The sequence below is a fragment of the Rhodococcus sp. AW25M09 genome (genome assembly GCF_000333955.1).
In the GTDB taxonomy this organism is placed as follows: Bacteria; Actinomycetota; Actinomycetes; order Mycobacteriales; family Mycobacteriaceae; genus Rhodococcoides.
Map to the genome: position 1 here is coordinate 1 of NZ_CAPS01000065.1, position 12,884 is coordinate 12,884.

General features: G+C 62.9%; 14 protein-coding genes and 1 riboswitch. Of the genes, 6 read left to right on the forward strand and 8 right to left on the reverse strand.

Annotated elements, in window-relative coordinates; all coding sequences use genetic code 11:
* Nucleotides 1-1,116: 1,116 nt before the first annotated feature.
* Complete coding sequence (locus tag RHODMAR_RS12265) at nt 1,117-1,341, forward strand: hypothetical protein (RefSeq protein WP_008714968.1); 225 nt, start codon at nt 1,117-1,119, stop codon at nt 1,339-1,341.
* Nucleotides 1,342-1,344: 3 nt separating this feature from the next.
* Here RHODMAR_RS12265 and RHODMAR_RS12270 read toward each other — a convergent pair whose 3' ends face one another.
* Nucleotides 1,345-1,629: a GNAT family N-acetyltransferase gene (locus RHODMAR_RS12270; protein ID WP_042938968.1), complete on the reverse strand. Its 285-nt coding sequence runs from the start codon at nt 1,627-1,629 to the stop codon at nt 1,345-1,347.
* 185 nt (nt 1,630-1,814) lie between these two features.
* Between RHODMAR_RS12270 and RHODMAR_RS12275 the strand changes: the two genes are divergently transcribed.
* Nucleotides 1,815-2,582: a hypothetical protein gene (locus RHODMAR_RS12275; RefSeq protein ID WP_008714970.1), complete on the forward strand. Its 768-nt coding sequence runs from the start codon at nt 1,815-1,817 to the stop codon at nt 2,580-2,582.
* A 230-nt stretch (nt 2,583-2,812) separates the two neighbouring features.
* Nucleotides 2,813-3,133 (forward strand): hypothetical protein, encoded by a 321-nt coding sequence (locus RHODMAR_RS12280; RefSeq protein WP_008714971.1) that lies wholly within the window; start codon nt 2,813-2,815, stop codon nt 3,131-3,133.
* A gap of 15 nt (nt 3,134-3,148) precedes the next feature.
* Here the strand turns inward: RHODMAR_RS12280 and RHODMAR_RS12285 are convergent, their stop codons facing one another.
* The gene (locus RHODMAR_RS12285) at nt 3,149-3,511 is read right to left on the reverse strand and encodes a helix-turn-helix domain-containing protein (protein WP_042938970.1); all 363 of its coding nucleotides are present in this window, start codon (nt 3,509-3,511) and stop codon (nt 3,149-3,151) included.
* Between the two features lie 66 nt (nt 3,512-3,577).
* Here RHODMAR_RS12285 and RHODMAR_RS12290 point away from each other — a divergent pair, with 66 nt between their 5' ends.
* Both RHODMAR_RS12290 and RHODMAR_RS12295 read left to right on the forward strand, forming a co-directional pair.
* Nucleotides 3,578-4,234, forward strand: a complete 657-nt coding sequence (locus RHODMAR_RS12290) for an FMN-dependent NADH-azoreductase (RefSeq protein WP_008714973.1) — start codon at nt 3,578-3,580, stop codon at nt 4,232-4,234.
* Between the two features lie 20 nt (nt 4,235-4,254).
* Nucleotides 4,255-5,538, forward strand: coding sequence for an LCP family protein (locus tag RHODMAR_RS12295; RefSeq protein ID WP_008714974.1), 1,284 nt, complete (start codon nt 4,255-4,257; stop codon nt 5,536-5,538).
* A gap of 30 nt (nt 5,539-5,568) precedes the next feature.
* On the opposite strand, the gene RHODMAR_RS12300 is transcribed toward RHODMAR_RS12295, so the two are convergent.
* From RHODMAR_RS12300 to RHODMAR_RS29065, 6 genes are all read right to left on the reverse strand, one after another.
* Nucleotides 5,569-6,312 carry an ABC transporter ATP-binding protein gene (locus tag RHODMAR_RS12300; protein WP_008714975.1) on the reverse strand — a complete coding sequence of 248 codons (744 nt, stop codon included), beginning with the start codon at nt 6,310-6,312 and terminating at the stop codon, nt 5,569-5,571.
* Nucleotides 6,305-7,141: an ABC transporter permease gene (locus tag RHODMAR_RS12305; RefSeq protein ID WP_008714976.1), complete on the reverse strand. Its 837-nt coding sequence runs from the start codon at nt 7,139-7,141 to the stop codon at nt 6,305-6,307. Before RHODMAR_RS12305 ends, RHODMAR_RS12300 begins: the two co-directional genes overlap by 8 nt.
* On the reverse strand, nt 7,119-8,132 hold the full coding sequence (locus RHODMAR_RS12310) for an ABC transporter substrate-binding protein (RefSeq protein ID WP_008714978.1): 1,014 nt from the start codon (nt 8,130-8,132) through the stop codon (nt 7,119-7,121). Before RHODMAR_RS12310 ends, RHODMAR_RS12305 begins: the two co-directional genes overlap by 23 nt.
* Nucleotides 8,129-8,851, reverse strand: coding sequence for a TenA family protein (locus tag RHODMAR_RS12315; protein ID WP_008714980.1), 723 nt, complete (start codon nt 8,849-8,851; stop codon nt 8,129-8,131). Before RHODMAR_RS12315 ends, RHODMAR_RS12310 begins: the two co-directional genes overlap by 4 nt.
* A riboswitch (TPP riboswitch) is annotated at nt 8,845-8,944 on the reverse strand. It overlaps the preceding gene by 7 nt.
* Nucleotides 8,945-9,007: 63 nt before the next feature.
* The gene (locus RHODMAR_RS12320; protein ID WP_008714981.1) at nt 9,008-10,405 is read right to left on the reverse strand and encodes a sugar porter family MFS transporter; all 1,398 of its coding nucleotides are present in this window, start codon (nt 10,403-10,405) and stop codon (nt 9,008-9,010) included.
* A 118-nt stretch (nt 10,406-10,523) separates the two neighbouring features.
* The gene (locus tag RHODMAR_RS29065; protein ID WP_008714984.1) at nt 10,524-11,183 is read right to left on the reverse strand and encodes a hypothetical protein; all 660 of its coding nucleotides are present in this window, start codon (nt 11,181-11,183) and stop codon (nt 10,524-10,526) included.
* A 98-nt stretch (nt 11,184-11,281) separates the two neighbouring features.
* Between RHODMAR_RS29065 and RHODMAR_RS12330 the strand changes: the two genes are divergently transcribed.
* Nucleotides 11,282-12,844 (forward strand): carboxylesterase/lipase family protein, encoded by a 1,563-nt coding sequence (locus tag RHODMAR_RS12330; RefSeq protein ID WP_008714986.1) that lies wholly within the window; start codon nt 11,282-11,284, stop codon nt 12,842-12,844.
* The last annotated feature ends 40 nt before the right edge of the window (nt 12,845-12,884 follow it).

A 12,884-nucleotide genomic window follows, 5' to 3' on the forward strand; every position in this document is an offset into this window, starting at 1 on the left:
CCACCCGACACCCGTCCCCGCCACCTCCACGAACGCGCGCGCATTCGCGGATCGTCGGACCCGGTGCAGGGGACCGGCCCGGAGATCCCCTGCACGAACGCGCGCGCACTCGTCATCCGCGTTCGGAATTGCCACACCAGCGGACACTGTTCCGCTCGCACCTGGCGAACGCGCACGCACCTGTGAATCGTTCCACCAGGTGAAGGGGACCGGCGCGGAGATACCCACACGAACGCGCTCGCATCCGTCATCCGCGTTCGGAATTGCCACACCAGCGGACACCATTCCGCTCGCACCCGACGAAGGCGCACGCACCTGCGAATCCGCGGACCAGGTGAAGGGGACCGGCGCGGAGATCACCGGAGATCCCCACACGAACGCGCGCGCAGTCGCTGTTCGCGTCCACAATCGCCACACCGGCGGGCACTATTCCGCTCGCCTCCGACGAACGCGCACGCACCTGCGAATCCGCGGACCAGGTGAAGGGGACCGGCGCGGAGATCCCCACACGAACGCGTGCGCATTCGCCATTCGCGTTCAGAATTGCCACACCACCGGGCACCATTCCGCACGCACCCGACGAACGCGCGCGCATTTGCAGATCGTCGGAGCGGATGAGGGGACCGGCGCGGGCCTACCGCTGAACTGCTTCTGCCACCCCGCCTCTATGAACGATTTTGCCGTCGCGGCTATCGGCGTCGGTCGGATCGACTGCGCTCATCGGGTCAGTTCCCCGCATGGGTTCCGGGAAGGGGGGGCACGCACTCTGGTGGAATGTTCGGAACGATTCGTGCCGGTGGATCAAGCGAAATCAGTTCTGACGCAACAAAAGTGACATCTGGGCGCAATTCCTCGTACGCGAAGAATTTAATTCGTTGGAGTTCATCGCCGACGCCGTGCATGATCATGGCACAGGCCAATCGCAGAGACCGTGGAGGTGGACAGTGACAGCAGAATCGACGTATCGAGGCCGTCGCATCGTCTGCATTCGGTCTGTGGTTAACGCCAATAGCGCTCTCTGAGTGGAGCTCAGGGCTGTCGATGACGCGGCCCGTGAATTCTTCGCCGCACGGCATCTGTCGTTGGTCGGCGTCCAAAACTGCTGTAGGAGAACAGATGTACCACTACGAACAGATTATGAACGAACATCGACAACGGGTTGCGCGCGGCGCGCAGAACTACGAACGGCTCCGCGTTGCAGCTGAACGGTTGATGAAAAAGTCTGTCAGTGAACCGAACCCATGTGTCAGTGCGGTTGTGGACGAGGGTAAGTCGAACAGTAGCGAATTGCTCGAGACCGAATCCGAGGTTGGCATCGAGGTGGCGTCGTCGGCGCGCTGACGGTCATTCCAGGACAAGATCGGAGTATCGATCGCCCGTCGCTTCGATGAAGTCGCGAACGAACCAGCACGCAGGGACCAAGCGAAGTCCCTGCGTCCTGGTGTCGTCGAGGGCGTACTCGGTGAGGGCAGCGGCGAGTCCGCGGCCCCGAAATTTCGGAAGCGTCACGGTGTGATGGAACGTTCTGATTCCGTCCGATTCGAGGTACTCGGAGTGGCCGGCCACTTCCGAGCCGACGTAGATCTCGAACCGATTCTGGGCATGGTCGTGGGTGATCGTCACCGACATGAGGTGCCTCCTGGCCGAGTTTCGGTGACTCCACCGTAACCGGCACTCGTGCGCTGGTATTTTCTGCGGTTCCTCGAAGGTGGTCCAAGCAGTAGGGTGAGGGAAACCGAGTCGTGCCAGCGCCACCCGTCGCATCACCGCTCTTCATACGTACGGGGCGCTCTCGACGCTGAAGGTGGCAATCCGTGGAAGACACATCCGACCGGGGAATCAAGGCATTCATTCGAACCGTTGCACAGCGCGGCGGCCGTGCGGAGCGGCTGACGACATCGCGCCGTAACCCCGTCCAGGTCTGGTCGATGGACGGCACGTCGTCGTGCATCGTTCGAGTGCGATCGAAGGTGACCGGGGACTGGAAGGCGCGCAGGCAGGACGAGTCGCTCGAAAGCGACGACACCGGATCCTCGTATTGGGTGTTCGTCGATCTCGCGAACGAAACTCCTCGCTTCTACATGGTCTCCTCGGAGGAAATGGCCACCGATATTCGAGGTGAAGTGGATTTGTGGGTGCAGGACTCACCCCTGCGTACCAGGACCGGCCATCATGCTATCGCGGTCGACAGGGTCGCTCACGGCAGCGAGCGATGGGAGTTGCTGGGACTGAGCGCGACTCTGGACACCTCGGTCGACGTCGGTCCCGAGCAGACGTGGGTACGCACACCTCGAGTCAAAGCGGTGCGAAAATCCAAGGTGGCCGTGGAAGAGGAAGTAATCGACAATCGTGTGCGCGTGGTCGCCGATTGCGAGGGCTACCGGTTGAGTGGTCGCTATGATCCAGCAACTCAGCGGCTCGAGATCACGGCGGGGCCGATGGAGGGTCGGCGTTTCGACAATCCTTCCGTCGCTGCCAGTGCTGTGGCCACACATATCAGCGGTGACGTCGAAGAGCGTGACGGTTGGCATTTCTGGCAGTTGGACAGTCCGGGCCGCGCTCCACTGGGTTCGTTTCAGTAGAGAACCGCAGGCCAGGACTATTTGATTGTGATTGCTCACCAAATTGTTCCAACAGGACGAAACAGGACAATAGCCGGATTAATCTGGCCCCTGTAGGACGAGCTCCCTGTTTTAGCTACTGGGTCGAATCGATGATCGAGAGTTCGTCTTCACATCGATATTCGAGTATCAGCGAGCTCAACGGTCGACAGTGCGAGGGGTGCTGTCGACCGTGGGGAGAGGTATTCACCATGCAACATTCCTTCGGATCGGGCCCAGCCCATACCTCCCGATTCTTGTTTCTCATCGCGCAGTTCGTCGATCGAAGAATCCCAGCCGAGCATTTTTCGGCCCAGTTTCGTGAGTTGCAGAACAGTCGATCGACCTACCTCGACGCGGACGTGTCGTCCGTCATCGGAATGCTGTCGGTCGACGTCGGCGCGTACCTGGGTGACGTCGAGCTTCGGGGAGTCGACTACATCGACTCCGAACAACTGTGGTTGGCCGCCGGGCAGGCGTTCCGCGATCTGATGACCGTGCAGTCCAAGCACTTCGAGCGCGAGGCCGGCTGAGATCCAGGGCGATTGTCACCGGAATCGATCGCGTTGACGCAGTAGATCTTCGAGCCGGAACCGCCGGTGGGTGCCGCGCATTTCGATAGGTAGATCGCCTGCATCGGCCAACCGTCGGACGTAGGTGTCGGACACCCCGAGCACCTCCGCGGCCTGCGAAGTCGTCAGCAACTCGTCCACCGTTCCGATCGCTACCGCTCGGCCGGTCGCCAGTTGAGTGAGCAGTTCTAGAACGGCTGCGCGGCCGGCGTCGTCGAGTTGCACTACCGAACCCCCGATGCTGACATCGACGTCCGTCCCGGTCCGCGACTGCACAACGGCCGAGAGCTGGGTGGCCGAGCGCGAGGGGAGAGCCGGCATGACAAATCGGAAGTCCATTCCTCCAGGATAGAAGCGGGCGGTACACATAGGCTCGCCTACAGCCCACCCACGAGGAGTGTTTCCGTGCCGCAGTTGTTGCATCTCGATTCGTCCGCAGACCCGGTTCGTTCGATCAGCCGCCGGGTAACGTCGCGCTTCTCTGACGGCTGGCATGCGATCACCACCGACCATTCCGTGATCCATCGAGACCTGCATCTGAATCCGCTTCCGCACCTGCCCACATCGGCGCTGCACTGGGCACCCCATCTGCGAACGGACGACGAAACGGTCGAGGCATCCGCGGAGGCATTGCAGATCGAACTGATCGAAGAATTGATCTCGGCGGACGTGGTGCTGATCGGCGCTCCGATGTACAACTGGTCGATCCCGTCGACGTTGAAGGCGTGGATCGATTACGTACACGTGCCCGGCATCACCGTGCCGTTCGACAAGGACACGGCTCCTCTCGTCGGCAAGCCAGTAGTAGTGGTGACCAGCCGCGGCAACGACTACACCCCCGGTACCGACGGCGCTTCCGCCGACCACACCACAGCACAGTTGCGGCAGGTTCTCGAAGTCGCACTCGGAATGGACGTCCGCTTCGTCCCGATCGACCTGACGCTGGCCGAACGAGTGCCGGCGCTGGCAGCGCAGATTCCGCAGGCCCGAGTCAATCTCGAGGCGGTGTTCTCGGCTGTGGACGAACTAGCGGTCCAGCTGGGCAGAGCTTTACCCAGGTGAGAGCCGAGTAGCCTGGCGAGGTGCTACCGAACGGCCCAGGCAACCACATCACCCGCGGCAACCGCGGATCGGGTCGCCATCGCATCCACGCGCCTTCGGGTGATCGTGGTCTCGTGCTGCGGATCGGACGGGTACTCGTCGCCACGGCCGCTCTCGCCTCGATCGTGGTGAGTGGAATCGGCTTCGCGGTGTACCGCGAAGCCACCACCGGACTGACCACCTCCGACGCCCTCGACGGCATCGAGAACAGCAATGCCAACGGCAACGGCCGAGACACAAACATCCTGCTGATCGGTCTCGACAGCCGCAAGGATATGGACGGAAACGACCTGCCTGCGGAGTTCGTCACCGATGCGCTGCATGCGGGAGACAGCGATGTTGGCGGATACAACACCAATACCCTGCTGCTGGTGCACCTTCCGGTCGACGGTGGTCGCGCGACTGCGCTGTCGATACCTCGTGACGACTATGTCGCCGTACCCGGATACGGCAAGCGAAAGATCAAAGAAGCGTACGGGCTTGCCAAGGCCGATGCCGACACGGAGTTGCTCGACGAGGGTGTCACCGATCCGGCCGAGCGTGAGCGGCGAGCAAGGGAAGCGGGCCGGCGATCGACGTTGACCGCGGTTCGTGATCTTCTCGACGTGCCGATCGACCACTTCGCCGAAGTGAACCTACTGGGCTTCTACGATGTCGCGACGGCCGTCGGCCCCGTTCAGGTGTGCCTGAACAATCCAGTCGACGACAGCTATTCGGGGGCGAACTTTCCCGCAGGCGCACAAGAGCTGAGCGCTGCACAGGCGTTGTCGTTCGTACGGCAACGCCACGGCCTCGGCAACGGCGATCTCGACCGAACCAAACGACAGCAGGCCTTCGTGGCAGGAGTGATGGCAAAGCTCAGCTCCTCCGGCACCCTCGCGAACATCGGCGAATTGCGGGCGCTGATAGCAGGCACCAAGAATGACATCGTCATCGACGCGTCACTGGATCCGATGACGCTCGCGGGTCAGGCCGGTGCCGTGATGCACGGTGACATCGACTTCTACACGCTGCCGATCACGGGCTACGAGACCATCGACGGCCAAGACGTCAATCTCGTCGACGTCGCTGCAATCGAGGCCGAGGCTGCGCGGTTGATCGGCAACTCTGCGCCGCCCGCGTCGTCGATCACCGCGGCACCCACCCCGACTACGACACCGCCACCGCCACCGCTCGAGGTCGCCACACCGAATCCCGCCCAGGATCTACCTGCGGCACCCGATGAGGGTGTGCACAGCGACGGCGGAATTCCCTGCGTCGATTGAATTCGCGGCGGTCCCGACGGACCGGAGCGGTCATCGCGGCGATGCGCTCAGCAGGACATCCATCAGCTGTTTCTCGACGGTCGCGAACTGGGGGGTCGTCACGATGTCGAGTCCGCGTGGACGAGGCAGCGGCACCTCGACCTGGCGACGGACGTGGGCCGGGCGGGGGGAGAGAACGATCACGCGATCGGAGAGGTAGACCGCTTCGCGGATGTCGTGCGTGATCATCAGCACCGTCCACCGAAACTCCGACCAGACCTGCTGCAACCACGCCTGCATGTCGCTGCGGGTCAGTGAGTCCAGCGCTCCGAACGGCTCGTCGAGCAGTAGCACCGTCCGTCCCTGCACCACTGTGCGCAGTAGAGCAGCTCGTTGACGCATACCGCCGGAGAGCTCGGACGGCCGGGCCGACTCGTACCCGTCGAGCCCGAATACCGGGAACAGCTCCAGTGCCCGTGCCCGAGCCTCCTTCTTCGCGACGCCCTGCACTTCCAGTCCGAGGGTGGTGTTGTCGAGAACCGAGCGCCACGGGAACAGCAGATCCTTTTGCGGCATGTAGGCGCACGGCGGTACTCGAACCGAGCCGGAATCGGGCCGATCGAGCCCGGCCAGCATGTTGAACACCGTGCTCTTGCCGGAGCCGCTGGGCCCGATGATCGACACGAACTCACCGGTCCGTGCTCCGAACGAGACGCCGTCGAGCACAGGTTTTTCGCCGAACGATTTCGTCAGGTCGTGGACGTCGATGCAGTTGTCGGCGGTGGGGTCAGACATGAAGGCCCACCGAACCGCTGCGGGCCCAGGGCGCGACGAAACGCTCCACCACGAAAGTGGAAACGAACAGGACCACACTGATCACAGCGGTGACGGCAACCGCGGCGAGGACCAGATCGGTCCGAAACGAGTTCTTCTGCTGGCTCATGTAGATGCCGAGCCCGGCACTGGCTCCGGCATATTCGGCGAAGATCGCGCCGACGACGGCGTATGTGATTCCGATGCGCAAGGAGGTGAAGAACCGTGGGAGTGCAGACGGTAGCCGCACATAACGAAACTGCTGCCAGCGTGAGGCACCCATGCTGGCCAACAGTGATCGCGCGTCGCGGTCGGCCGCCGCGAAGCCTTCGATGAGTCCGATGGACATCGGGAAGAACGTGGCCAGGGCAATCACCAGAATCTTCGGGAGCAATCCGAAGCCGAACCAGATGATCAACAGCGGTGCGATCGCAATGATCGGAAGCGTCTGCGACACGACGAACAGCGGCACGAACGCGCGCCGCAACCACGGAGAGAAGTCCACCGCGACTGCCAGTAACCAGGCCAGGGCCAAGGAGACCGCGAAGCCGATGAGTGTCACTTGCAGGGTCGCGGCCGCATTCTCGGCGATCGCGTCACGTTGCGCCCAACCCTGCACGACGACTCGGCCGGGCGATGGCAACACCTGCGGCCGGATGCCGCTGAGCTCGACGTAGACCTGCCAGGCCGCTATCAGCGCAACGACGACTGTGACCGCCGGCCAGGCCCAACGCACCGAGGCTCGGATGCCGCTGAACGAGTAGGTGCCTCGGTCAGCGGCACCTGTCTCATCGATCGCCGAGGTAGTCATTGGTGAAGTAGGTCGACCAGTCGGGCTCCGCAGCCAGAGGTGCGCCGTTCTGATCGGCCAACACGCCGCTCTCGTACAGGAACTTGGAGTACGCGGTCCACTTGTCGAGACTTTGCCGTCCTACCTCTCCCGATGCGTCCTTCATGTAGTTCGCCGCGAGCATTTCCTGGCTCTCGAAGACCAGAGATTCGTCGGTGAAGGTTCCGGGATTGGCGTCGATCAGATCCTGGGCAGCCTTGTCGGGATCGTCGGCGGCGAGTTGGTAACCGCGCTGCAGTGCCTGCACGAACTTCTTCGCTTCGTCCGGGTGCGCGGCGAGCCAGGGTTCGTTGCCGCTGATCGTGATTGCGTAGGCGTCGGGGAAGCCGTAGTCGGTGTAGTCGAAGTACTTCATGGGTGTTCCGCTGTGTTCGGCCTCGATGCCCTCCCATGCGAAGTAGGAGACGGTGAAGTCCGCGGTACCGGAATACACCGCCTCGTACGCGGAGGTTCCGAGCACCACGGTCTCGTATTCGCCTGTGCCCCCGTCGTTCTGGATGACCTTCTCGAGCCCGGCCTGTTCACCGGCCTCACCGAAACCGGCATAGACTTTTCCGTCGAGTGCCTTGGGGCTCGGGATGTCGTCTCGATCTGCGCGCACTCCGATGCCGGTCGCCCAGTGCTGCAGCGGTGCCAGAACCGAGACCGTTCGAGCGCCCGCCGAGGTGGCGAACACTCCTGAACTCTGCGTGCTGATGCCGAATTCGGCGTTGCCTGCGTCGACGAGTGTGTCGGCCGCGGTGTTGTTGTAGGGCAGAACTTCCACGTTCAATCCGGCATCGGCGAAGTAGCCCTCTTGCAGAGCTACGTAGAGGCCGGTGTGGTTGGTGTTCGGGGTCCAGTCGAGGGCGAACCGAATCGTGTCGGAATCGGTCGATTGTGAGCAGCCGACCACACCCGTCGTCGCAACGACTGCCGCCGCCACTGCGGCGAGATTTCGAATAGTTCTCACGCGTACACCGCACTCTCGGTCAGGGGCCACGGAGTGGGATGTAATGCGCTGTCCCAGAACATCAATTCGTACCTAGACGCGACGAGGAAGGCATCGATCATCTGCTCCCGCTGAGCGGACGTGGCAGCTGCTGCGGCGTCGTCCACGAAATTCTTCGCGGCGTCGACGATGTCGTGGAATTCAGGTGCGTCATAGGTGGCCACCCATTGCGCGTAAGGGTGCTCGGGATCGCGATCGAGGACCTCCCTCGCAGCGCGGGCGAGGGAGCGGCCGACGTCGGCGTAGATCCAGAAGCACGGCAACACGGCAGCGGCCGCCACGGGATACGGTTCGGTCGCTGCAGTCGCCGTCAGATAGGACGTGTAGCCCAGACATGCAGGTGAGGGCGCAGGGGTCTGCGTCGACGGCGGCAGTGCACCGCCGGTCAGCATGGTCTCGTGCGAGGCCACTTCGTCCATGGCGCTCGCTGCGGCGCTGGCCCAGAATGCTCCGGCGGCCGGGGTCGGTGCATGTGCCGCCAACAAAGACAGCGATTTCACGTAACCGCCCAGGTAGAGCGAGTCCTGCTCGAGGTACCGACGGAACGCATCGAGCGGAAGGGTCCCCGCTCCGAGCAGCCGGAGAAATTCGAGCTCCTCGATCGCAGTGTGGATGGCCTTGGAGGCATCCCACAGCAGATCGGTGAAGCGGACCGAGTCCGCAGATACAACAGGCGTCATCGCCTTGACATCCCTTCGTCAGTATTACCTGCATCAGGTTCGGCGGGTTTGATCTCAGCATCCGCATCGGCGGACACACCCCGTGTCAGAACGAAAGCGACAGTAACACCGGTCACTCGGTGTCGATGCCGCCGCCCCTGTATCTGCGGTCCGGTATCACCCCTTCATGTCTTCGAGTTCCATACCCTTGGTCTCGTTGATCTTGGCCTTGACGAAGAAGAACGAGATCCCGGCGAACAGCGCGAAGCCGGCGTATATGACCCACAGTCCGACGGACGAGGTCAGTGGCGGGAATGCAAGCGTCACAGCGAAGTTGGCCATCCAGTTCGCTGCGGTGCCGATGCCCAGCGCCATGGCTCGCATACGGTTGGGGAACATCTCACCGAGCATGACCCACATGATCGGACCCCAGGTGGACGCGAAGAAGATGACGAACAGGTTGGCACCGACCAACGCGATCGCACCCCAGGGAGCCGGCAAGGTCACGTCGTCGCCCGTGCCGATCGATTGTGAGAAGGCCACGGACGCCATGACGAGCCCGACGAACATGCCGATCGAACCCGACATCAGCAGCTTGCGTCTGCCGATGCGGTCGACGAACAGGATCGCCACGAACGTCATGACCACGTTGATCACAGCGGTGATGACCGAGGTGGTGAACGACTGATCCTCACTGAAGCCGACCGAGCGCCACAGCGTCGTCGAGTAGTAGAAGATCGCATTGATGCCGACCAGTTGCTGCAGCACGGCCATCGTTATGCCGACCCAGACGATCGGTTGCAGACCGAACTTCGGGCCCCGGATATCGGCGAAGGACGAGTTCTTCTCCTTGCGCAGTGTCAGCCTGATCTCGTGCACGCGCTCGTCCGGATGAAGTACGCCGGTGATCTCGGCCAGAACCCTGGCTGCTTCCTCGTCGAGATGCTGACCCACCAGATAGCGAGGCGATTCCGGAATCAAGGTCGCGAGTACGCCGTAGACCAGTGCTGGAATTACGCCGACCAGAAACATCCAACGCCATGCCTCGACACCGAACCACAGGTCGTTGGAGGCGCTGCCTGCAGCACCGGCGAGAAGGGCGTCGGACAGCAGGGCGGCGAAAATGCCGATGGTGATGGCCAATTGCTGGAGCGAGGCCAGCGAGCCGCGCCACTTGGCCGGGGCAATCTCGGCGATGTAAGCCGGTGCGATCACCGACGCGATGCCGATGCCGAGCCCGCCGAGTACCCGCCAGAGCATGAGATCGGGGACGCTGAAAGCGAATCCCGAGCCGATCGAGGAGATGGTGAACAGGGCCGAGCCCAGCAGCATTACTTTTTTGCGGCCCCATCTATCGGCGAGGGTTCCGGCGAACCAGGCACCGACTGCGCAGCCGAGCAGAGCGATCGCAACCACGAAGCCTGTGGTGAACGAACCGAGCGAGAAGTTTTGCTCGATGGAGTCTACGGCTCCGTTGATGACCGAACTGTCGAAGCCGAACAAGAATCCGCCTACAGCAGCGGCGATGCTGACGCCGATCACCTTCGCTGCGTGGCGGTCCGAGGTCTGATTCATGTGTGACGCACCTTCCGGCCGTGCGCACGCGCGTCGGCCGCTGGGGAGACCGTACGGCAGGGATTGTCGTACCGTCTCGGGACATTACGCCTGGGGATGTGCGGCCCGACCGAGACCTTCAGCGAAGATCGAAACCTCGGGTCGAGACGGTGAATCCATGGCCGACCTGATCGGTGCACGTGACGCCGGTCTGCTCGTCGACGCTGCATTGCAGGCCGTTGGTGGAGCCGCTTCCGGCGACAGTGAGTACTTCGCCGTACGGCAGCGCCGCGGCCGGGCCGTCGAAACGATGAAATTTGGGATCGCCCAAACTCTGAAACTTGGCCGGAGATCCTGCGATCAACTGCACGGCATTGGGTTCGACTGCCGTGCGCGATGCCCCGATGCCAGCAACCTTCGGTGCCGAATCCGGCAACGACCCGTGGCATCCGGCGATCGAGGTGTCGAGTACGGCAATACCGCACTCGAATTTTCCGCTGGGGCTCGAGAAGTAGTACCAGCCGGGTGCTTTGCCGGCGTAGTCCTGTGGCTTCGCCTGGGCAGCAGCGGAACTCGCCGGAGAGACCGTCGTGGTCGTGGTCGTGGTGGTAGTGGTGGTGGGCGATGATGGCGGTGACGACGTCGCCGCGTCGCGGGTCGAGGACGGGGCTGCGATGATCGCGGTGGGGCGGTCGGTGATGACCGTGGCCATCGGGCCGTTTCCTCCGCCACCCGAACCGCAGGCGGACAGCAGGCCCAGTGTCGCGACTGCCAGTGCGGCACATCCGATTTTCTTCATCGCCGATTCCTTCTGTCGAGGGTATCGGCGCGGTACACGACGTCGCCGATTCGTTGGATGCTGTTGGTACGTTGGGCAGTGAACGAACAGGAGGCTCGATGGACACCCCAGCTGGCTCCACAGTGAGCGTGAGCACGCCGTACGGCGACGTCCTGGGCTATCCCGTCGCAGCCGAGACCTCGCCGATCGTGGCCTGGCGAGGCATTCCGTACGCGACGCCACCGGTAGGCAAACTCAGGTTCAGAGCGCCGCTGCCGCTGCAGCCCTGGTCCGGAGTGCTCGACGGGCTCGAGTTCGGCGCGATGGCTCCCCAAGGCCGCGACAGTCCGGTGCCGATCGATCCGTCGTTGTCGATTTCCGAGGACTGCCTCTCGCTCAACGTCTGGGCACCTCGTCCCGACGGTGAACTGCGTCCGGTGCTGGTCTGGATCCACGGCGGTGCGTACTCGCTCGGATCGTCTGCTCAGCGCGTGTACGACGGGCAGAATCTGAGCGAGAACGGTGACGCGGTGGTGGTGACCGTCAATTTCCGCCTCGGTCCGTTCGGATTCCTCGACCTCTCGTCGTTCTCGACCGACGAGCACACGTTCGAGACCAATCTGGGACTGCGGGATCAGATCGCCGCCCTGGAATGGGTACGTGAGTGCATCTCCGCCTTCGGTGGTGATCCCGGTCAGGTCACCCTGTTCGGCGAATCCTCCGGGGGTGCATCGGTCACCACATTGATGACGTCCCCGAAGGCCGAGGGCCTGTTTCAGCGAGCCATCGTGCAGAGTGCTCCTGCGACGTCGGTGTACGGCCCCGACCGAGGTGCCGCGGTGGCGTCGCGATTCCTGGAGTTGGTGGGAGTCGCCCCAGCGGATATCGGCGAACTGCTCGACATGCATTTCACCAGGCTGGTCACAGCAGGTGACACGCTGTGCTATGAAATTCCAACGACAGTTCCTGGCACACTTGGGCTTTCGCCGGTCGTGGATGGAGACATCGTCCCCCGTTATCCCGTGGCGGCGTTTCAGAAGGGACTCTCGCATCGGATCCCGTTGATCATCGGCACCAATCACGACGAGCCGTCGATCTTCCGTTTCATGAAGTCCCCGTTGATGCCGATCACCTCCGACACCGTCTCGGAGATGTTCCGGGCCATCGCCCACGATCATGCCGATCTCCCGGCCTATCGCGTCGCCGAGATCATGGCGGCATATCCGGATCGGGACAAACCTGCCGGCGCGCAAGCCATGTCGCGCGACGCGGGGTTTCTCATGCCGAGTCTGTGGATCGCCGACGCGCACAGCAGGCACTCGCCGACGTGGATGTATCGATTCGACCACGCAACGCCGATGCTCAAGGCCGCTCGTGTGGGTGCCGGACACGCCACGGAGTTGCCCTACGTCTTCGGTAATTTCGGAACGCTGAACCGCGATCCGACATTCTGGCTCGGCGGCCGGAAACCGGCCATGGCGGTATCGGCGCGAATACAGAGACGCTGGCTCGCTTTCGCGCGGCACGGCGTGCCCGCCGCTTTGGATGCGTCCAAGCATTGGGCACCGTACAGCGAGAGGTCGCGGTGGACGCTGGTGATCGATACATCCGACACCCTCGTGGACGATCCCGACGGCGATATGCGCGCGGCGTGGGGCGATCGCGTTCTGGGATTCAGCTGAGGTGTCTGTCATGCGCTATCGCGCCGACGTTGCAGACATC